General features: G+C 41.4%; 13 protein-coding genes. 3 read left to right on the forward strand and 10 right to left on the reverse strand.

Going from position 1 to position 21873, the window contains the following annotated elements; translation table 11 throughout:
- The first annotated feature begins 76 nt into the window (after window positions 1-76).
- A complete protein-coding gene (locus V7L01_RS01030) occupies window positions 77-1090 on the forward strand; it encodes a zinc-dependent alcohol dehydrogenase family protein (RefSeq protein ID WP_335031076.1) in 1014 nt (337 codons plus the stop codon).
- A 236-nt stretch (window positions 1091-1326) separates the two neighbouring features.
- Here the strand turns inward: V7L01_RS01030 and V7L01_RS01035 are convergent, their stop codons facing one another.
- The 3 genes from V7L01_RS01035 to V7L01_RS01045 form a co-directional block, all read right to left on the reverse strand.
- Window positions 1327-1998 (reverse strand): glutathione S-transferase family protein, encoded by a 672-nt coding sequence (locus V7L01_RS01035; protein WP_335031078.1) that lies wholly within the window; start codon window positions 1996-1998, stop codon window positions 1327-1329.
- A gap of 258 nt (window positions 1999-2256) precedes the next feature.
- The gene (locus tag V7L01_RS01040) at window positions 2257-3384 is read right to left on the reverse strand and encodes an aryl-sulfate sulfotransferase (RefSeq protein WP_335031080.1); all 1128 of its coding nucleotides are present in this window, start codon (window positions 3382-3384) and stop codon (window positions 2257-2259) included.
- A gap of 30 nt (window positions 3385-3414) precedes the next feature.
- Complete coding sequence (locus tag V7L01_RS01045; RefSeq protein WP_335031082.1) at window positions 3415-4314, reverse strand: aliphatic sulfonate ABC transporter substrate-binding protein; 900 nt, start codon at window positions 4312-4314, stop codon at window positions 3415-3417.
- Window positions 4315-4324: 10 nt separating this feature from the next.
- Between V7L01_RS01045 and V7L01_RS01050 the strand changes: the two genes are divergently transcribed.
- A complete protein-coding gene (locus V7L01_RS01050) occupies window positions 4325-4462 on the forward strand; it encodes a hypothetical protein (RefSeq protein WP_335031083.1) in 138 nt (45 codons plus the stop codon).
- Between the two features lie 149 nt (window positions 4463-4611).
- Here V7L01_RS01050 and V7L01_RS01055 read toward each other — a convergent pair whose 3' ends face one another.
- The 3 genes from V7L01_RS01055 to V7L01_RS01065 all read right to left on the reverse strand — a co-directional run bounded on the left by V7L01_RS01055 (window position 4612) and on the right by V7L01_RS01065 (window position 10905).
- The gene (locus V7L01_RS01055) at window positions 4612-5649 is read right to left on the reverse strand and encodes an NADP(H)-dependent aldo-keto reductase (RefSeq protein ID WP_335031084.1); all 1038 of its coding nucleotides are present in this window, start codon (window positions 5647-5649) and stop codon (window positions 4612-4614) included.
- 522 nt (window positions 5650-6171) lie between these two features.
- Window positions 6172-7899 carry a ShlB/FhaC/HecB family hemolysin secretion/activation protein gene (locus tag V7L01_RS01060; protein ID WP_335031087.1) on the reverse strand — a complete coding sequence of 576 codons (1728 nt, stop codon included), beginning with the start codon at window positions 7897-7899 and terminating at the stop codon, window positions 6172-6174.
- Between the two features lie 315 nt (window positions 7900-8214).
- Window positions 8215-10905 (reverse strand): two-partner secretion domain-containing protein, encoded by a 2691-nt coding sequence (locus tag V7L01_RS01065; protein WP_335031089.1) that lies wholly within the window; start codon window positions 10903-10905, stop codon window positions 8215-8217.
- 326 nt (window positions 10906-11231) lie between these two features.
- On the opposite strand from V7L01_RS01065, the gene V7L01_RS01070 reads away from it, so the two are divergent.
- Complete coding sequence (locus tag V7L01_RS01070; protein ID WP_335031091.1) at window positions 11232-14033, forward strand: CHAT domain-containing protein; 2802 nt, start codon at window positions 11232-11234, stop codon at window positions 14031-14033.
- A gap of 242 nt (window positions 14034-14275) precedes the next feature.
- On the opposite strand, the gene V7L01_RS01075 is transcribed toward V7L01_RS01070, so the two are convergent.
- The 4 genes from V7L01_RS01075 to V7L01_RS01090 form a co-directional block, all read right to left on the reverse strand.
- Window positions 14276-17617 (reverse strand): two-partner secretion domain-containing protein, encoded by a 3342-nt coding sequence (locus V7L01_RS01075; protein WP_335031093.1) that lies wholly within the window; start codon window positions 17615-17617, stop codon window positions 14276-14278.
- Between the two features lie 20 nt (window positions 17618-17637).
- A complete protein-coding gene (locus V7L01_RS01080) occupies window positions 17638-18369 on the reverse strand; it encodes a DUF928 domain-containing protein (protein ID WP_335031095.1) in 732 nt (243 codons plus the stop codon).
- 128 nt (window positions 18370-18497) lie between these two features.
- On the reverse strand, window positions 18498-20387 hold the full coding sequence (locus tag V7L01_RS01085) for a CHASE2 domain-containing protein (RefSeq protein ID WP_335031097.1): 1890 nt from the start codon (window positions 20385-20387) through the stop codon (window positions 18498-18500).
- 346 nt (window positions 20388-20733) lie between these two features.
- Entirely contained in the window at window positions 20734-21462 is a 729-nt protein-coding gene (locus tag V7L01_RS01090; RefSeq protein WP_335031099.1) for a response regulator transcription factor, read from the reverse strand.
- Between the last annotated feature and the right edge of the window lie 411 nt (window positions 21463-21873).

A 21873-nucleotide genomic window follows, 5' to 3' on the forward strand; every position in this document is an offset into this window, starting at 1 on the left:
TAACAGTAATTATTTTGCTATAAAAAAGCAACACAAAATTTCTCTACACTATTATCTTGGCAAAAGGAGTCCGCCAATGAAAGCTTACGAAATTCAAAGCAACGCCGGGATTGATGCCATCGCATTAGTCGATCGCTCTGAACCAAAACCAACTGCGGGACAAGTTCTGATTCAAGTCAAAGCAACATCCTTAAATTACCGCGATCTACTTGTCGCCCAAGGAGCTTATGGTTCTGGGCAGAAATATCCCTTAATTCCCCTGTCTGATGGCGCGGGAGAAGTTGTGGCGGTGGGGGAAGGTGTGACACGGGTTAAAATAGGCGATCGCGTCGCTGGTACTTTCTTCCAAGACTGGATTTATGGCTCTTTAACCAAAGAGAAAATGAAATCCGATCTCGGAGGCGGTATCGATGGAATGCTGGCTGAGTATGTCGTATTACACCAAGATGGTTTAGTAATATTACCTGACCACCTATCCTACATTGAAGGCGCAACCTTGCCCTGTGCAGCAGTCACAGCTTGGCACGCACTAGTGACAAAAGGCAATATTGGCGCAGGTAATAGTGTTCTATTACTCGGTACAGGGGGAGTTTCGATTTTTGCTCTCCAGTTCGCCAAGATACATGGTGCAAGAGCGATTATTACTTCCAGCAGTGATGAGAAATTGGCGCGAGCAAAACAGCTTGGTGCTGACGAAACAATCAACTACAAAACAACACCAGATTGGGAAAAGCAAGTTTATCAATTAACTAATCGCACTGGTGTAGATCATATAGTTGAAGTAGGCGGTGCAGGGACTTTGCCAAAATCATTACAAGCAGCCCGTATTGGGGGACGGATTAGTTTGATTGGCGTATTATCAGGCACAGGAAATCAAATTGACCCCATGCCAATACTTTTTAAGAGTTTAACAGTTCAGGGAATTTATGTTGGCAGTCGGGAAATGTTTGAGGCGATGAATCAGGCGATGCAACAGCATAAAATTAAACCGATTATCGATCGAGTTTTTGGTTTTGCTGAGGCACGAGAAGCTTATCATTATCTTAAAAGTGCGGCTCACTTTGGGAAAGTCGTAATTCGTAATTCGTAATTTTAAAGAGTTTAATTAATACTGTTCGGTTAAGGCAAGAGACGCGATGAATCGCCGTCAAGACAAAAGACTGATTATTGTAGAGACGGCGATTTATCGCGTCTTTGTGATGGTTTATCGGGTCTTTACGATCTAGAATTTCCATCAAAAAATATTAACCGAACCGTATTGAGTTTTTAATTCTATGTTTCAAGTGGGAATTTAAACCCCACTTGAAACATAGTTATGAATTACGTTTAAACCGCAGCGAGAGTAGGTGCAGCGAATTTGGAATATCGCTCGATGTAGAATTCCTTAGAATGAGCGATCGCTTTTACAGACTCACGCTCTTTCAAAGCATGTTTCCACTGGCGTAGACGGGTAAATTCCTCTGGTATTCCAAAGCCGCGATAATGCTTCAGTGCAGCCCAGCGCTCAAACCAGGGGAAATAGGTAAAATCAACCAAACTGATGGATTCACCAAACCAGTAAGGGCCTTCCCCAGAAAGCTTTGCTAAACCTTCCTTTTCAATGAATTCCAGGTGTTTAGATAGTTCTTGTTTAGCCTCTTCTTGTTTTTGGGGATCTGAACTCCGCAGCAGGGTAGAAAAAGCGGGAACGAACCTGGTGTTAGCAAAATCGATCCAGATGCGAGCCTGTGCCCTAGCAATGGGGCTGCTAGGTAACAGTGGTGGATTGGGAAATACCTCATCGAGATACTCGTTAATTACTGCTGACTCCCAAACTGGGTTATCACCATGAGTTAGTGCAGGCACTTTCCCATAGGGGGAAACTTTGGTAAACCCTTCAGGCTTATTCTGCAAATCAATCTCAATCAAATCGAAGTCGATGCCCTTCTCTTGAAGTACCAAGCGGGTACGGTGAGCATAAGGACAAACAACTGCACTGTATACTTTAATTTCAGCCATGTTTAAGTACCTTGGTAAATAGGACTTGTTAATCGGCATTGAGAATTGAATTTTCATCCAAAATCCCAAATCTTAAATTGTTAGTGTCACAAAACCTTTTTGAGGCGAATGTAGCGTGAAAAATTCTTGACACTAACCAAACTTTTAAATTTGACTATTAGGTAAAGTTGGGGATTGGGGGCTAGGGACTGCGTATAGGTCATTAATTATTTTCTCTCCCCCTGCCTCCCCTGCTTCCCCTGCTCCCCCTGCCTTCTCCTAAAGCCAGGGCACTTCTTCAGGTGCATAACGAAAGGCGCGGAAGACAGTATTTTGCTCTCCACGAGTTACAGGCGATTTCTCACCTGGAATATTCCGAGATGCAAAGTGGGGATTGATGTATTCCCAAACAATTTCTCCTGCAACTGTCACCTCGAATATTCGACCGTAAGCACCTTCTGTAATTAAGGTATTGCCATTCGCTAAACGTTGCGCTCCTGATATGTATGAACTAAAGAAATTTTGGGGCGGGTTGTCGGTGTATTCCCAAACTATCTCTTTTGTTTGACGGTTCACCTCAATCACACGGGAGAAATTGAGAGCGATGTTACGGCGATGTGCGCCATTGTCGAAAATCAGGATATTACCGTTAGCTAGTTCGTTCGGGAAATGCTGCTGTGCTAACACGTCATCGCCCAACGTCCAAATGATTTCTCCGGTTTTGCGATCGATAATGACAACTGTGGATATATTGCGAAAGCTCACTATAATGTTGCCATCGGCGAGTTCCCCGACGGTGTTCCCATGAGTCCATTCGTGTCGATGATCCTGGGGTGTAATCGTAAATATATCTGGATTGAGATGTTCGTGAGCGTGCCAAGTCCAAACAATTTCACCTGCTGGAGTCACTTCATAAAGCACATCAGCATAGATATCACCATCTGGTTCTGTACCTGGTACGCCGCCTTTTATCTGAGGAACCAAAGACTGGGGTATCTTTTCAATGGCGAGTAGAATTGTGTTGCCATTGGCTAGTCTGCGTCCATCGTGATGATGATCTGGATGCTTATACTCCCAGATAATATTTCCTTTGGGATCTGCTTCTAAAACAACGCCACTTTTGAATGCAGCCCACAAAGCAAAACGTAGTGGTTCTTCTGGTGGAGTCTTACCGTTATAAAAGAGGTTGCCATTAGGCAAAAGATAACCATATAAACCTGGTGGATAAGGCAGATTCCATTGGTGTACTACTTCTCCTTCGAGGTTCAGGAGGTAGACTTCACCTTGACCTGTCAGAGGCGTGAAAAGAGTATATCCTTTGAAAACTTTTTCGGGATTGTAAGCTCTTAAACCAGTACCCCGACGACGAATAGTATTCTGGTCAACTGATGTTGCTGTAAAAGTCATATTTTACCTACTAAATATCTAGTTTTGAATCTAAGAACTGGGACACAGTGCATCGCGCACTTCTACTCGTTTCTGAACAATTCCCTGTTGATATATCCAATCAGCAGCACTCTGTAAATCGGCAATCACTTTCGGTTCTAAGGGAAGCACTCCATCAACAGGTCGGCGCTCGAATGTACGCTTCACAACTTCAGGCGGTAATCCTGATACTTTTTGATATACTTTTTGATTTTCCTGGGGATGTTGATTTAGCCATTCAGCCTCTTTAGCAAGAATCGCAATAACTTCCCGAATCGCCTCAGATTTTTCTTTTAGTGCATCCCTATCGACCATATAAAGAGAGTAATGTGGCACTTGTGCAGGCAAAGGAATTTGCCGGGCATTGTACTTGAGTTCAGCGCTAGCAACCCAAGGGTCCCAAACGGCCCAAGCATCGACATGATTCGATGCCCAAGCGGGTAGGGCTTCATCGGGTTTCATGTAAACGCGACTTACTTTATCTTTGGGAATATTCTCTTTTTCTAATAGTTTTAATAGCAAATGTTCGCTGATTCCACCTCGGTTCACAATCACCTTTTTACCAATAAGATCGTCGAATTTGCGAATGGGAGAATCTGCATGAACTACAATCCCTTCTGAGTTGCGATTTGCCGGTCGGTAGGCAATGATGCAAGCATTAATCCCACCAGATAAAGCAGACAAACCAGCAATATCGCCGCCGGCTCCTAAATCAGAACTTTTAGCATTGATTGTTTCTAATACAGGTGCAAAAGATGGGAATGTACCAATCCACTCAACCTTAATATTCTTGGGAGTTAGTTCGCGTTCTAAAGTACCGCGTTCTTTTGCGATCGCAGACAAACTTCCCTTAATATAACCAATGCGAACTACTGTCTGTTTTTCAGGTACAGAACTTTGATGGTCGCTCACAGGCTTAACTGTGGAATTGACATTAGTTGGACTACATCCAGAAACTATTAAACTCAAGCTCGATTGGACTACCAATAGCCAAACTAATGCTTTTATTGAACCCTTCTGGCCAATTCTGAGCAAACTTTTTAAGGTACACAGCAAATGAGAATTTTTAAATTTACTCGCCAATGATTTACTGCTCCATAAAACTAAGACAATTCCAGACAAAATGCAAATTGCTAATGAGAGCCAGAGGCTTTCCGAAGGCGTTACCAAGCTGGAGCCTGGTAACGAGGTATTTTTAATTTTTAATTGTTAAGGTGCTGGGTTTGGAGACTGAGCATGAACTATATCCAACTCTTCCAAAATGTCTTTGTTGAGAACTACATTCACGCTTTCTAAATTTTCTTTGAGTTGTTCGAGTGTGGTAGCACCAATAATTGTGCTAGGCACAAACCAACGACTCCGTACAAATGCCAAAGCTAGATGCGCTGGACTGAGTTGATGGCGCTTGGCAATTTCCACATAAGCTGCTACTGCTTGATTTACTTTTGGTTTGAGATACCGCTGACCAAAATTTTCAAACAAAGTGACTCTTGCTTTCTCTGGTTTGCCGTTTAGATATTTGCCAGTCAAGAAGCCAAATGCCAAAGGACTATAAGCTAGTAACCCAATTTCTTCGTGATAAACTGCTTCTGCTAAGGCTCCGTCAAATACTCGATTCAGCAGGTTGTAAGCATTTTGAATGGAAACAACTTTCGGCAATCCCAATTGTTTAGCAGCGTTACTAAACTGGGCAACTCCCCAAGGGGTTTCATTACTCAAACCGATATAGCGAATTTTCCCAGCCTTAATTACGTCGTCAAAAACTGCTAGCTGTTCAGCAATGGGAACCGTTTCTCCCACCTGAGTCGGATCGAACACCGTTTGCCCAAACCGTGGCACATAGCGATCGGGCCAGTGGATTTGGTACAGATCGATATAGTCTGTCTGTAATCTTTTTAGACTATCGTCTACGGCTTGTTTGATATTATCACGGTCAATTGCTTTGGCTCCACCACGTACCCATTTAAAGCCTCGACCAGGGCCAGCTATCTTAGTAGCTATAATAAGTCGATCTCTTTGTTGACGCTTTAACCATTCCCCAATATAAGTTTCAGTTAATCCATAGGTTTCGCCACTTGTTGGCACAGGGTACATCTCCGCCGCATCAATAAAGTTGACTCCTTGGGCAATAGAATAATCTAGCTGTTCGTGGGCTTCTTCAATGGTATTTTGCTGTCCATAGGTCATGGTGCCCAGACAAATTTCAGAAACTTTTAAGTCACTCTTGCCAAGTTGGTTATACTTCATTTTTCTGCGTTGTTATTCAGTCGATTGAACAGTGATATTTTTGTTGGAGATTTTGCATTTTGTCAAGGGCGCTATTATTTTTGAGTAAATTAGCTCCAAACAACGCTGGATTTGGCACTAAGCCAATATAAATTTTTCAGCAAATTATTGATTTGCTAATACTACTAAAAACTGATAGATAAATCGTAGTTAATGGATATAGTTGTTTATTATTGCATAGATCAACCAGATAAGTAAGTTAGTTTGGAGTAATAAAAACTCTAAAATTGTAGTAAAAAATACTTCCTTTTATTGAGTATTTGTAAAATGGACTGTTTTAGCCTGAGTGCATACTACAGTAAATTAGTAGATTTACCGTAGTATGTCAAAAAATCTTAAGATTCTTCTAGGATTAAGTCTTAATAAATCTTTATACTTATATACTTGGTTCTAAGTAGCTTGTCTTCACGCAAATTAAAATATACAAAACTACTTGGGATAGTTCACCTCATATTCTGGAGGATTTGCTTTTGCTTATCTATATCAAAACGGTTGATAGCGCACTGAAAAGTTAAAGCCATTATCTTGCAGCGAACTACCGCGATCGCTTGTTCCCACCAATGGTACACCGTAGTCTGCACGCAATATCAAACCCCTAAAAGGTTGCCAGTTTAAGCCCAACCCTAAACTAGCAATAGTTTGCACATCGCCATTTATATCGCGGTTATTCCAAGCTGTACCGATGTCAAAAAATGGTATTAGCTGTAATGTTTCCACATTCGATGCTAGGGGAATACGAACTTCTACACCTCCAATTACCCCATTGTCAGCAACAAATTGATTTTGGTTATAACCGCGCACTGTATCAACTCCCCCAATGCTAATTTTTTCTAGCGAAAGTAAGGAATCAGGAGTAAGTTGAGTGTTAACTTTGGCCAGCATTAAGATGCGGGGAGATAGCTGTTGTACCCATTGGAATTGTCCTATCCAGCTAAAAAAACGCCCGTCAGTACCACTATTGTTGACAGTTGCATCTATTGCACCAATCCCAAAACTAAATTGCGATCGCGCCGCTAGGACACTGCTACCATTACGTTGTAACCAATCTTGGGAAAAGCGAATTACTGTAACTTTTGATTCCCCATCTTCGGGGCCTTCAGTAAAAGAGAAAGGGATATCATTGAGTATAAAGGTTTGACTGCGCCGTAAATCGAATGCCAAACCTAAAGCAAATTCTCTATTTGGGGTGTGCATTAGCGGTTGACGGACGTTAAAAGAAAGGGTTTCGGCTTCGCTGCGGATATTTAAATCACGAAATACGCTTTCAATAATGCGGCTAGCGCTGTTGCTGTAGCGAACACCAATAGTGCCATCTAGGGCATTGAAGGGAATAGAATAATTGATATTGTAAATGTCTAAACCTTCACTACCAGCATATTCAGCATTAAATTTATCCCCAAACCCTAAAAAATTATCGTGAGCAATAAAAACACTCCCTTGTTCTGAACCAACGCTAGGTGATTGGTTATTTGCAAAGCTCACCCCAGGGTGAAATGGTGGCGACTCGGTAATTGTCACCTGTAAAATATTATTTCCGGGAGTGCTACCTGCGGTTAACTCAGCATTAACTCGTTCAATCGCCGGATCGAGTTGTAATAATTGCAGCGCTTGTTTGAGGCTTTTTTGGTTTAAAGGTTTACCTGTAAAGCGTCTAATCCGGGAACGTACATATGAAGGATGTAGTCTTTGTAACCCTAAAATGGAAATTCCTTCGAGTTCGCCTTCCACAACTTGGATTTGCACAACACCGCTAGCGATATTTTGATTGTTGGGAATAAATGCACCACTGGTGATATAGCCTTTTTCAACATAGAGTTCAGTGATTTGCGATCGCAGTTGCAATAATTGCTCAAATGTGACTTTTTTATTTTCTAAGGGTTGTTTTAACTTGATGATTTCATCTTTTAAAACAGAATAGCCTGTGATTTGAATTTCTTTGACAAAGAAACTTTCACCGCTAGGAAAAGTTGTTTCGGGTAGATTTTCCTCTGGGGGTGGTGTGAGTACAGAAGGTTTTGGTGTCGCTGGTGTGGGAGGAAGGGATGGCGATGGTAATGGTTGAGGTATAGTTTCTTCCACCTTCCCTGGTGTATCGGGGGGAATTGTTACTCCGGGTGGGGGTATCGATTGTGCAAATACTGCGAGTGGAGTAATGCTAATGCAGGTAAATAATATAAAAAAAAGTTTTTGAAGCCAAAGGTAGGAACTCATTGTTTATCTACGATTTATAAAGTCCATGATTTTTCATTGGTAAGTGTTTTAGATAAATTTACGCTTTGTAATATACTTTTGTTTATTCCCACCAACTAATTTAGCGATCGCATTAATAACTTCAATATTTAACAAGTATTATCAATTTAATTAAAATACCATAATAGTTTGCTTGATGATTGGATATTTCTGCAATCATCAAGTTATGATTTGTTTATACTAATATTTAGAATTTACGCATTGATAAATAAGACAATAAATGCAGTAAGAAAAGAATACGCAATAGCGCAAGCACTGACTATGCAATATTTCTGTTTAACAACTTCGACTCAAGATTAATTGCCCATTGGGTAATCGATATACTCCCTGTGGCTCAATAATTGGATCGCCTTTTTTCCAGGGGCGCGATGTTGGTTTAACAGTACGCACATCACCAGTTGTGTAGGGTGAAACAAATCCATTACCGGGACTATAGCGTAAAGCACCGGAACCTGTGATCGTAAAAGAGTTTTCTTGCCGCTTTGTGCCGCGTGAAATGCAGCTATTGGCAATGAGGGCGTTGGTATCGATGACGTTTAGTGATAATCCGGTAAAGCTGTTTTGAATAAAACTGTTATCAGGTGCATTGATATTTGTGACACCCGAAACGCCTAATTCCGAACGTGCAGTAATATCACTATTCTGGGTTGGTATTGTCCGCGACTCGATACCGAAGATTCCTTGCGGCGAGTCGATTTTGATTTTTCCACCAGTTCCAGTGAAGGCGTTAGCGCTGATATCGCTGTTTTCATTGGGAACTGCAACAATAAATCTGGAGTTGATATTGATGTTACCGCCATCGCCACCTAATTTTTCTGTACCTGCGCTGGTGGAAATTTGACTGTTGCGACGGAGTAAAAGTAAATCGCTGTTGATGTTGATATTACCACCGTTACCGGATGCAGTTTGGGCGTTGAGTTCGCTTTGGTTGTCTAAGGTTATTTTAGGTGAGTTGATTTCAATATCACCACCCTTACCTTTACCTTGTGCTCCCACCCTGCTGAAGATACCAGCATTACCTGCAAGGGAAACAGCATTTTTTGCACTCACTATGACATTCCCCGCATTCCCTTCTCCTGAAGTTGAGGCAGAAAGTTGAGCGCGATCGCGTAATGAGAAATCACCAGAATCGATGTTAATCTTACCCCCATTGCCAACTGTTCCTATGTCCACAGTACTGCGAATCCCACTGTAAAAACCGTTTTTCTCCCCAGCAATATCAACGGCACCTGTTACTTTCACATTGACATTGCCTGCATCGCCGATTCCTGCTAGTTGAGTATTAGATGCACTACGAGTACTGGTTAGCAGTTGAGCACCATCCGTGAGTGACAGGCTTGCAGCATTGATGTCAATATTGCCACCCTTACCTTTACCTCCTGCTTCTACCCTGCTCACGATGGCAGCATTACCTGCAAGGGAAATAGTATTTCTTGCACTTACTGTCACATTCCCTGCATTCCCCACTCCAAAAATTAAGGCAGAAATTTCAGCGCGATCGCGTAATGAAAAATCACCAGAATCGATGCTAATGTTACCCCCATTGCCAACGGCTCCTGTGTCCACACTACTGCGAATCCCACTTTTAATACCGTTTTTCTGCCCAGCAATATCAATAGCACCTGTTACTTTCACATTGACATCGCCTGCATCGCCTATTCCTGCTAGTTGAGTATTAGATGCACTACGAGTACTAGTATTGAGTTGAGCACCATCTGTGAGTGACAGGCTTGCAGCATTGATGTTGATATTACCACCTTTACCTTTACCTACACCTCCTGTTTCCACCCTGTTGATGATGTAAGCATTACCTGCAAGGGAAATAGCATTTCTCGCACTCACTGTCACATTCCCCGCATTCCCCACTCCTGAAGTTGAGGCAGAAAGTATAGCGCGATCGCTTAAAGAGAAGTCGCCAGAATCAATAGTAATGTTACCCCCATTGCCAACAGCCCCCGTTTTCACATTACTGCGAATACTGCTATCAGAACCAGCAACTTTGATTTCTCCGGTAGCATTTAGCGTAATATTCCCTGCAACAGTCTCAGGTGTCCCCGAACCTTCAGAGATACCAGCATCAAGGCGACTTCCGCTTAATATCTCTATATTCCGGGCGTTGATAGCAATATTACCGCCACCAACAGTTACTACAAACACACCCGCTTGATTGCTTAATGATACATTTGCACGAGTCACATTAAGAGGGAATTTCAAGCTGAGATTCTCACCATTGAAAACAAGATTAATATTTCCAGGTGCGGCTAACCCTCCTAACTCAACTCGTCCACCGTAAGCATTTAATTGTCCCCTATTCATGATGACGTTACCACCTACCAGCAGTAAACTTTTACCATCTCCTACTCGTAAGCCAAATGCATCAAAACCTGCGAGATTTTTTTCTATTGGTGCTACTGAGTTATTTTGAATCTCTGCATTTTGATTAAGCTGATTAAACCACAACGCCGAAGGTTGAATTGTCAACAATTCTGGTGCTTTCGGGTTTGTGGCACTGAAAACACCTTGATTCCCAAACTGTACTCCATTGGCTGTTGTCCCGACAAAACTCCCCTGCACATCTAACCGTGCATTCTCCCCAAATAAAATTCCATTGGGATTAATCAGAAACAAATTTGCTGCACCATCAACTCCCAATGTCCCAAAAATATTTGACGCATTCCCACCTGTTACCCGCGTTAATATATTTTCTATACCAGCGGGGTTGGTAAAATACACGCGTTGCCCTTCTTTAATATTAAACTCGCTGAAACTATGAAAAAGATTGCTGCCGCGTGTTGCACCACCATTAATTATCAGATTTTGATTGAGTCTTGAAGCTTCTACACCGAGTGTGTTATCGGGTGTGATTTGTGCCTGCACTGGTGAAGCTTGGCTTAATGCAGTGGATATTATGTATAAAGAAAGAATAATTTTTATACTGGATTTTCCCAGATGATGTACTTGATTCATAAGTAATTTACCTCGGATAAATTAAAATAAAATTTACAATCGGGTAAACGACTGGGTAATAAAATCACCTTTCATGTAACTATATTTGCATGAATTGTATGGTGCGTTAGCGAAGCTCGCCGAAGGCATCGCATGATGGTGTATGCCATTTTGCAGAAAACTGCATACCTTTCAAAAGCTCAGTTTTCGATGCCTATTTCTGTTAACTTAAAAATAAAAACTACATCCGCATAAGTATTTCCTTTATGAATTGGCTGGGAATAACTGGCGATCGCCAAAACAACCTGTATAAAAAATAACTAACTTATACATTACTAAATTAAAATATGAAATTCCCAAAGAAATATCTCAAACCATTACTCTTTAAGCCTTTGCAACTATCGTTTGCGCTTTGCGTAAGGTTAATTCATTTCTTTACCCAGCAACACCAAAAACTAAATCGCGATCGATTTCTCAAAGTATTATTTTTGGCAACCCTCGTAATCTGTTTATTGTTTGGACAAGTTGTATCTGCACAAACTCAAAATGCTAGTGTACTGGTTGAACAAGGAATTAAAGATTATGATGCCGGAAATTTTCAAAATGCGGCAAAGCACTGGCAAGAGGCATTAAATCAGTATAAAAATAATCCATCAGGTACGGCAGTTGTAAATGAAAATTTGGCGCGTGTCTACCAACAACTAGGACAAAACAAAGAAGCTATTGAGTCATTATCGGCGGCAATTCGTGACTATGGAGCGGTGGGAAATATCCAGCAAGTGGGACGAATGCAGTCAGAACTTGCCCAAGTTTACAGCAATTTGGGACAACCTCGCAAAGCGATCGCGCTTTTATGCGGTCAACTGGTAGATAAGTCGAAAATCTCAGGAATTCAAGAAAGTCAGAAAATAGAATGCACTCCCGAAAGTGCCGAACAAATCGCCACCAAACACAACGACAAACGCGGTAAGTTTGCGGCTTTGGGAATTCTCGGTGAGGCATATCGGTTAATTGGAAATTATGACCAAGCAATTCAGTATTTACACGTGGCGCAACAAGTTTCTCCAGAATATGACTTTTTGGTGTTAAATAGTTTGGGTAATGCTTACAGAAGTCGCGCTCAATTGCATGAATTAGAAGCCAATTCTGCAAAGCAAGCTGGTATTGTTAGTAAAGAAAACGAATTTAGCAACAAGTCTGCGGCAGATTACAACCAAGCCCGCGAATATTTCCAAAATAGTATAAAACTTGCTCACCGCCAAAAACAACCTTTAGCAGAAATGCGGGGATTATTAAATTTAATTCAATTGGGTTCCCAAACAAAAGTTATCAGCGATGAAACCTTTAATAATGCTCATGAAGATGCTTTGAAGATTCTCAAAGATTTATCCGATTCAGCAACAAAAGTTTATGGAGCAATTGATTTAGCATACTTGCAGCGCCATTCTCAAGGAACTTCGCCCTTTACCGACTGTCAAAATCAGAAAGTTTCATCGGATAACGAAGCATTGAATTTGCTGAAAATCTCAGTATTAAGTAGTAATCACTTACAAGACAATCGCCTACAATCTTATGCGAATGGTGCTTTGGGACATTTTTGGGAATGCCGTCAAAATGAAAAACAAGCATTAAAATATACCCAATCTGCAATCATTGCCGCAGACAAAAACTTGAGTGCAAAAGATAGTTTGTATTTGTGGGAGTGGCAAGCCGGACGGATTTTAGATCGACAGAATCGCAAAGAAGAAGCGATCGCATCCTATCAAAGAGCATTTGAAACCTTGGAAGATATCCGCCAGGATATTTTGACCGCAGAGCGTGATGTCCAGTTTGACTTCCGCGATGTAGTTCGACCATTGTACCGCACATTGGCACAGTCGCGGCTCGATCTGTTGGAAGTTGGTGCAATTGCAGACAAACAACGTGCCAAGGAATTATCGCAAGTAGTCGAAACCATCGATGCGTTGAAACTGGCAGAATTACAGAATTATTTTGGCAATGATTGCATTTTGAGTGGGTTGAATCCCAAACCGGTAGGCGAACTCCTCGAAGAGAATAGTGCAGCGTTTAAGAATACGGGGTTTTTAAGTTCAATAATTTTAGATGGCAAAACCGGGATATTATTGCAATTACCCAATCAGACAACCAAATTTAAGTGGGTAAAAGACCCCAATCAAGAGGGTACAAATAAGATAGTTACCAACGACAAGCTACAGAAAAAAATTGCCGAGTTTCGTAGCGGACTAATTAGAGGAGAAATACAAGTTAACTACGATACAACAACTGCGGCACAGCTTTATGATTGGATAATTCGCCCTTTTGCTGAAGATATTAAACCTGAGACAATCAAAACCCTTGTGTTTATTCAGGATGGATTTTTGCGTAGTGTGCCAATGGCAGCACTTTACGATCGCCAAGAAAAGAAATACTTAGTCGAAACCTACGCAGTTGCTACAACTCCTAGTTTACGACTTACCACACCCAAAGTACGCGATCGCAGTACGCAAAAGGCATTAATTTTGGCTTTGACACAAAAAGCCACAATCGACGGAAAAGTTTTTGATGCGCTTTTTTCAGTTCCCGAAGAAGTCGGTGCAGTTAAAAGTCTATTTCCCAATTATACCGACCTGATCGACGATAACTTTGTCCCTGAAAGTTTTAAACAAAAACTTGAAAAAACAACATATCCCATTGTCCATATAGCTAGTCACGCTCAATTTGGTATCATTCCCAAAGACACCTTCATTGTCACAGGCAAAAACCAAAAACTCACCATCAATCAATTAGAAAACTCACTGCGAAACCTCAACAGCAAATCAGATAGCGTTGAACTTCTCGTACTGACTGCGTGTGAAACCGCAGTTGGCGACGATCGGGCTACACTAGGATTAGCTGGAGTTGCATTACAGGTTGGCGTTAAAAGTGCGATCGCATCTTTGTGGAGTGTCACAGATGCATCGACAGCCGAACTAGTCAAAACATTTTACACCAACTACCACAACGCGGGAATGAGTATTGCAGAAGCACTGCAAAAAGCCCAAATTAAGATGATTAATGCTAAAAAATTACCGGAATCTGAAGGTATAAATATTAAGTATGATAACCCAGTATATTGGGCACCAATGATTGCGATCGGTAATTGGCTTTGAAAAAGATCCCCTTATATCATGTCCGCATAATTAGTTATGATTCCCATAGTCATTGCACCCCACACGCCAGATGCTCCACTTGGGGAGACCCCAAGTGGAGCACTGGCTCCCCTTAATCCCCTCCCCGCTCTTCGGGAGGGGAGACAAAGCGTAGCTTTGGCGGGGTGGGGTTCTTCGGGTTTAGTAAGTAATCAGCCAGACATGATATTATTTCTCGCCGCCGGCGAGAATTACGAATTATTTTAATGACATTCTCGACTGAGAACCAACCGTCCATCAGCAAGTCGATAAACCCCTTGTGGTTCAACTATTGCATCGCCTTTTTTCCAAGTCCGCGATGTTGGTTCAACATTACGCACTTCACCAGTCGAATAGATTGAAATTAATCCATCTCCCGGAGTATTACGTAAACCACCAGAACCAGTAATGAAAAATGTGCCCCCTTGCTTGGAACTGCGTGAAACACAACTATTGGCGATGAGTGCATTAATATCAATGAAGTTTGGAGATGCACTAGTAAAGCTATTTTGAATGGAACTGGTATCGGGTGCATTAATATTTGTTATCCCTGAAATACCAAATTCTGAACTTGCAGTAATATCGCTTTTTTCGGTTAGTTTTGTCCGCGACTCGATACCGAAGATACCTTGCGAGTTGATTTGAACTCTTCCACCGGAATCTGTGTATGCATTGGCGCTGATGTCGCTGTTTTCTTTGGGGATGGCGACGATGAATTTAGAATTGATGTTGATATTACCGCCATCGCCACCAGCTTGGCTTCTACCTGCGGTGGTTGAAATTAAACCGCGATCGCGCAAAAATAATAAATCAGCGATATCGAGGTTGATGTCACCACCATTACCTGCATTTGTCAAAGAAGCGATCGCACTACCTTTACCAATAATTTCCAGAAAATTAGCCTTAATTCTAATATTTCCAGCGTCACCCGTACCGAGGCTGCCGGAGACAATTTCAGCATCATCACGTACACTAAGGCGATTGGTAGTAATATCTATATCGCCACCTTTACCATTAGCCCCTTCGTCAACTGATGATAGTAAGCCAGTTGCAGACTCACTGTCTGGACCAGTCAAGATAATGCTATCAGCTTTTACCGTTAAATTCCCCGCGTTTCCATTTCCCTGAGTTCCTGATGATATCTGTGATTCTTCTTGTACATTTAATAGTTGAGTTTTGATGCTGATATTGCCTGCATTGCCTTTAGCTTCACTGTCAACCTGAGTTGTGATATTACTACTTCCGCGTAAATCAATAAGATTAGCATTAATCGTAATATTTCCCGCATTACCTTGACCGAATGTAGAGGCAGAAATTTGTCCGTTATTGCTGAGGTTTAAGCGTCTTGTTGTCACATCAATGCTGCCCCCAGAACCAATACCTCCAGTTTGCAATTCGGCAAATACGGATGGTGCTGAACCATTTAATCCTTCTCCACCAAGCCCAGTAATATCAATAGAATCAGTGGCACGAACCACCAAATTACCCCCTTGTCCTTGCCCCAGTAATACTGAGGTTGATATGTTTCCACCATTACTCAACCGCAAGCGTTCTGTATCAATAGTTATTGTGCCACCCCGCGCATCGGTATTACTTCCCTGAACATTCGAGGATAAGTTACTCATCTCAGAAAAACCCCCAAACCGAGACAGAATTTCTTGTGTTAGAGGATCGGACAAAATTTCTTCCGCACCAGCTTGACCTAGTGGAGCCAAGTACTGTTCTTTGGGTACGAAAACAAACCCGTCCAATTCTACATCTTTGGCACGAATGTTAATATTCCCGGCATTACCACTGCTTTGAGTGGATGTGCTGCTTATATGTCCTCCTTGACTGACAGTGACTCGCGGTGTTTCAATCGTTACATTACCTCCATTTCCTGAGCCAGAAAATGTATCACTTGATACATAGCTAGAGAAACCGCTAATATCTACGTATTCACTAGCTTTAATAAAAATGTTAGCTGCATTTGCACTGCTAAAAGTATTCGTACTTATATAACCCGCATCTTTGAGATTGAGTCGCTGGGTTTCAATGGTGATATCCCCTGCTGTTGCTTGAGTTGTAGTTCCTCGTGGTATAGCAATACCCGTAGATATATTACTCTGAGTCACCTCAACCGCATTCCGAGCCTGAATAAAAATAGAACCGACATTTCCACCACCAGATGTAAATGCTGTCACTCCCCCTGTTGGGAAATTATTTTGGACTCGGAAAGTACCCGTTTCAATCCGCAGATTACCTGTTGAACCCGAACTCGAGCTTAGAAGTCCTAAAGAAGCTTGGTTAGTGATATTGACAGCATCTGTAGCTCGTATTGTCAAGTTCCCGGCGTTACCTACACCCCTAGATACAACAGAGACAAAGCCACCATTGATGTTAACGGACTCCGTAGTATTTAAAGTCAGGTTCCCTCCATTGCCTGTACCACGACTAGATGTAGAGATAATACCGCTATTTTGTCCATCTCCATCTCCAGTAATTGTGATTTTTCCGGCATTGATTCTAACATCACCACCCGCACCCGTAGCTGAACTACTACTGATGGAAAAAATCCCACTCCTGTTAGCAAGAGTTACTGCATCGCTGGCTTGAATTTGAATATCACCACCCTTTGCTGCACCAGAAGTAGCACTCTGAATTCCAGCGCCGTTATTTAAATTAAGTTGAGTCGCATCAACAACAATTGAGCCGCCATTGCTACCGAAAATAGACGAACCGTTTAGCCCAATCTCGCCCCCAAATAGTTCAATTGCACTATTGCCACTTGCAACGATGAAGCTACTATTCGTTAAGTTGATGGGTGCGCGTCCGAAATTTTCTGGAAACTGAAAACCCAATGAGGAGCGATTGACATTTAGCCCAACAGTTGTATCTCCAGTGACTGCTCCCAATTTCACTTGTCCATTTTGAGTAAACAAATAACTACTATCCAAGGTAATTTCACCGCCCATAAGTGCTAAAGTGCTACCAGATCCAACAGACAACTTATTCACTGCTTGACTAGTAATGCTTCCAGGTTGCGAACCAAACTGCAAGCCAATTGGTACATTGATAGCCAACAACGGCGGTGCTTGGGGATTTGTAGCGCTAAACTCTACGCCATTGGGAAATACTAAACTATTTGCTGTCGTCCCCAAAAAAGAACCTTGTAAATCCAAACTGGCATTTTTCCCAAACACAATGCCATTGGGATTTAGCAAAAACAAATTCGCATTACCTAATACTCCCAAATTACCGAAAATATTTGATGAGTTCCCACCAGTAACGCGAGAAAAAATATTTGTTATTCCTTGCGGATTGGCGAAATAAACACCTCGACCAACACCGACGTTAAAATCTTGAAAACTGTGAAATAGATTAGTACCACGAGCCGCACCGCCTACGATGCCGTCATTATTTTGATTAAGAGGAATGACTTGCGATCGCTCTATCCCAAGAGTGTTATCGGGAGTTAACTGAGCAAAAGCAGGATGAATAGAAACTGTGAAACCTATGGTTAGCTCGGCTAACGCTCCCACGCACCCTAGCAATCCTGCTACACCAAACCGCAAAATTTCCACCATTTCTATTCTTCCCACTCCCTCTATATTTTTTCGCTTGAAATTCTCTCGATATCTTCGATACGTTGCTTAATGATTTTGATATCGACTTCTCTTCCTGTGGGGATTTCAGACTGTGCGAGTTCTTGAACTAAAGTCGATCCAGTTTGACCCAATTTACCATTACTGGTTGCTTTCAATGCTTCTTCAAATGCTTCATACCACAGTTCATTTTCAGCATAATAATTTACGGTTTCTGGGATGCTAGCAAATCGATTTTTAGCAAGTGATTGAGGATTTATGACCGTAAATTCTGCATTACTAACAATTGGACGCGCTTCGCAGTTAATTGCGATTTGCCAGAAATATGTTTTACCTACAGTTAGTTCCGGATAATCGGTAGGAAGTTTTAGTTTGTTGATCCCGATTTTTGTTGGTATTTCTTTAATTTTGCCGATTTGTTTAACGGTTGTCGCTGAATCGAATTCAAAAATTTGGAATTGCACGGTTTGGGAACTTGACATATACCAAGCAAACATTGGACGGGTGGAAGCGGTTTTACCGATAAATGTCTGAGGTGCAAGCTGTGTCAAAGGGATACCGCTACTCGAACATCCGCGCGAACCACCCGCACGGGAATATCCACTGGCCGGTTTGCGATCGCGTGGTTTAAACTCAGCATAGGCAGGGACTGCGCTAATTAAAAAAACCACTCCCACAACTAAACTTGTAAGTCTGCGGCTGTTTTGCCAAAATCCTAAATATTGATGACTCATGGTAAATGCTGTTAATTTTATGGTTATTTACTAAAATCTTGACTTCTCGGTACCGGGTACTAAAGAAGAAATGATGAGTAAGATTTGCTTGGGGTATAAATCGCCAGCCCCCAATTCAAAAACTGAAATTACTTCGTAGGTTTCCAACTAAGTTCGCATATTGTCCCGCGAGGGGAAAGCGATTCTCGTCGAAACTCTCCTCCTAATTGTTTGGCGAGTAGTTTAGAATGTTTTGTCCCTTTATTTTCGAGATTTGATTGAATCCCAGAACCGTTATCTTGGACGGCCAATTTATATTTATTTGCAGCATAAACACCTGTTGCTTGAACACGCTTTACTCCTTGGGCATGTCTGCCAACATTACACAAAGCTTCTTCCAGAAAAAGGCAAATTTCCCGTTTTGATTCCCTACTTAAATACTTATCATCAATCGGGTCAAAATTGCGGATTTTTACTTTTAATGTTTTAAAATATTCAAAATCATTCCGATCTAATGTACTTGAATAAACTTCATATAACAAATCATGAAGCGGTCGGTTCAATTCGAGGATCAATCCGCTTCCTAAACGCAAACTCTCTTCCTTTGTTAATGTTTCAAGTTTGAGAAACTCGCCAATTCCCCGAATTTCTCGGTCGAGCTTTTCAAATTGTCCCAGCAGCTGTTCATAGGGTACATCTTTAGCACGCATGTGCTTTAATCCATAGGCGAGGGTTTGTAGAGGGCCATTATGAATTAGGGTAAAAGTGTGATGAATTGTGTTTTGACGTTCGTTAATTTGCGATCGCAAGAATTTATCGTGCTGGTAAAATGCAAAAGCACTCAAGGCAACCCCATTCACAGCTATCAAACTGGGTGCTACAGGAATCCATATACCCCACAACCACAGCATCACATACCCGCAGCTAAACAGACAAACTCCCGCGAGAGCAACACTAAGTAGATTTTTCCAGACAGATTGAGTCAGCCGTCCGATAACGATCGGCACAAAACCCCAAATAATTATCCATGTGTATTCTCCCATATCTCCCAAACTCTGCAACATTGGGCGACCATCGATTACAGTACTGAGAATTTGACTGATAACGTGAGCATGATAGTCAACACCGTAAATTTGACCCTTTAATTCTAATGTTGGCAAAGCAGAGGTATAAAAAATATCACCGCCGCTCAGATTTCGGTTGCCAACTAATACAATGCGATCGCGTAACAATTTTGCATAAACTCGATTGTTTTTATCATTGAGGATATCGCGCAGCGATACAACAGAAAAAGGCTGATAATTATTGCGGAAGTTCATCAAAATTGACAATCCCCCTTCCCCATGATTAATACCCACATATCCACCAAAATTATCAGTGATTCTGGGCAATTCAGTTCCCTGAATCATTATTGTATTCGGGTCATTTTTACCGGCTTTCAACTCAATATTTTTTGCTTTTAAGTACCTAATAACTAACTGTAATGCTAAAGAATATTTATCTTCATCGTCATTTTTTGGGTTTGTTGTATATAACAAATAGCTTCTAATTTTACTATCTGCATCATTAAATAAATCAACAAATCCAATTTGTTCGGGTGGCAAACTTCGGGGGGGAGGAATCTCTGCTGGTGGTAAGATTTTTTCAATACTAATAATATTAGTATTTTTCCGCAATACCTTGGCGAGTTGTTCGCCACCAGGTTCAACGGGAACATTTTTGAATATATCCAGCCCAATTGCTAGCGGTTTATAGGTTTCCAGTTTTGTGAGTAATTCTGCAATCTTCGCATCTGGAACTGGATATTGCTTAACCCATTCAATATCTTTTTCGTCAATCCCCACAATTACTACACGTTCATCGAGTTTTTCTGCGGGGCGCAGACGTAACATGGTATCGAGGAAAAGCCATTCCAAAGATTGCATTCCTCCAACCATACGGATCGAGATTACCAATATCAACACCAATAGTCCCGGAAGTGCAGCAAAAGACCATAATCCAAATTCCTGGTAAGTGCGATTCCAGATTCTCCTTCTCATCTAGTTTTTTCGGTTTAATTTTCCCCGCGCGGATTAATGCTCTTTTTTTACTCTCGTCAGATGAAATTTAAAACCCTATTTTCACTCGCGTTAATGGAACTTAGACAAAAAACATCGAAAAAAGAACCTCAAATCTATATACAGAAATACTTTGACATCGGTTTCCTCAGTTCCTTAATAGATCGATGTTTCAGCTATTTGTTATTGTACTTACCCTGCATGGGTTTAAGGCTTATTTCTCCCTCAAAAATGTTTAAGTTTCGTTAGTCTACCTGCGCGGACTTTGCCTGTGTAGCCGTGACTTCCAATCGCCTCGATTATTCTCTCTTCAGGTCAAAAAAGAGTATTAATCGATTAAACCTTCTTCACGGGAACGAACTTCAGTTTGGATTCGCATATTCTTACCACCTTGCTTGCAGTCTTCAGGATATACCCCCAAAACATCCTGGATCTTCGTCCAGTAAGTCCGCACTGCTCGTTCTGATTTATACATTCGATCGGCGATCGCTCTATCTGTTAAACTCTCTTCAAAAGCCAACCTCAACACCTCCAACCATTCCGGTTTAAGTTCGATCCCCATTTTGATATCTTTCGTATGAGTTGCACCATGAAGTGACAAATTAACCCGCATTAGCATTTTATCTTCGGGTAATCCTTTGTCTGCGATCGCAAACCCACCTTGATGATTATCAATCTCGTGTTTAATCCGAATTAAAGCTTTCACATAACTAGTTTGCACCATGAAATTCTGATGGGGATATTCTTTGAGCAAATTTTGCAACAGCTTAATTCCGGTATCAATTTCTGCTATATTCCCTTGGCGATCGGGAATTGATAAATCCATCACAATCAGGTCAAACTGATGACATTGAAGTTGATAAAGTGTCTCTTCTCCAGTCTGAGCTTTAATAATAGCAGCTTCGGGATACTCTCGACTTAATACATCGAAAGTACCAGTCAAAATTAATTGATGGTCATCGACAACAAGAATATCCAGTTTTTTTTCCAATGGTAAATGTCCATAAGCTCGATCTTCTTTCAAGCTTACCCCTACCGTATCTATACTTGTGTTCATTTAAACGAAAAGCTCCCTTAAGCTTTACAAAAAATCCTGTACTTTACGGTGTTTACCTTGAGATTCATATTTTGCGCTTTTTATCCCTAACTCTACTTGTTGAAGTATGCACCTATTTTAATTTGAGATCGATTTTCAAACTATGCACAAAAGTGCAAATCTAGACAGCAAGCCTAAATTCAAAGGGCAATGGGAGCAACGCGATTATGTGACATTGGTGGGATTTCTGGTTAGAAATGAAGCTCAGTATGGGTATGAACGATTAGCCATAGGGTAGTGAAGGCACTGCGGATTGGCTTGCCTAGCGCGAACATTTCCAATTTTACTGTAAATGTAAATGGTAGATACCGATAGTGTTGTCGAAAAATCTCAGCTAACCGCAAAAGCAACCAAAATTAAAGTCGCGATCGC

The sequence above is a fragment of the Nostoc sp. genome (assembly GCF_036917095.1).
Classification (GTDB): Bacteria; Cyanobacteriota; Cyanobacteriia; order Cyanobacteriales; family Nostocaceae; genus Nostoc.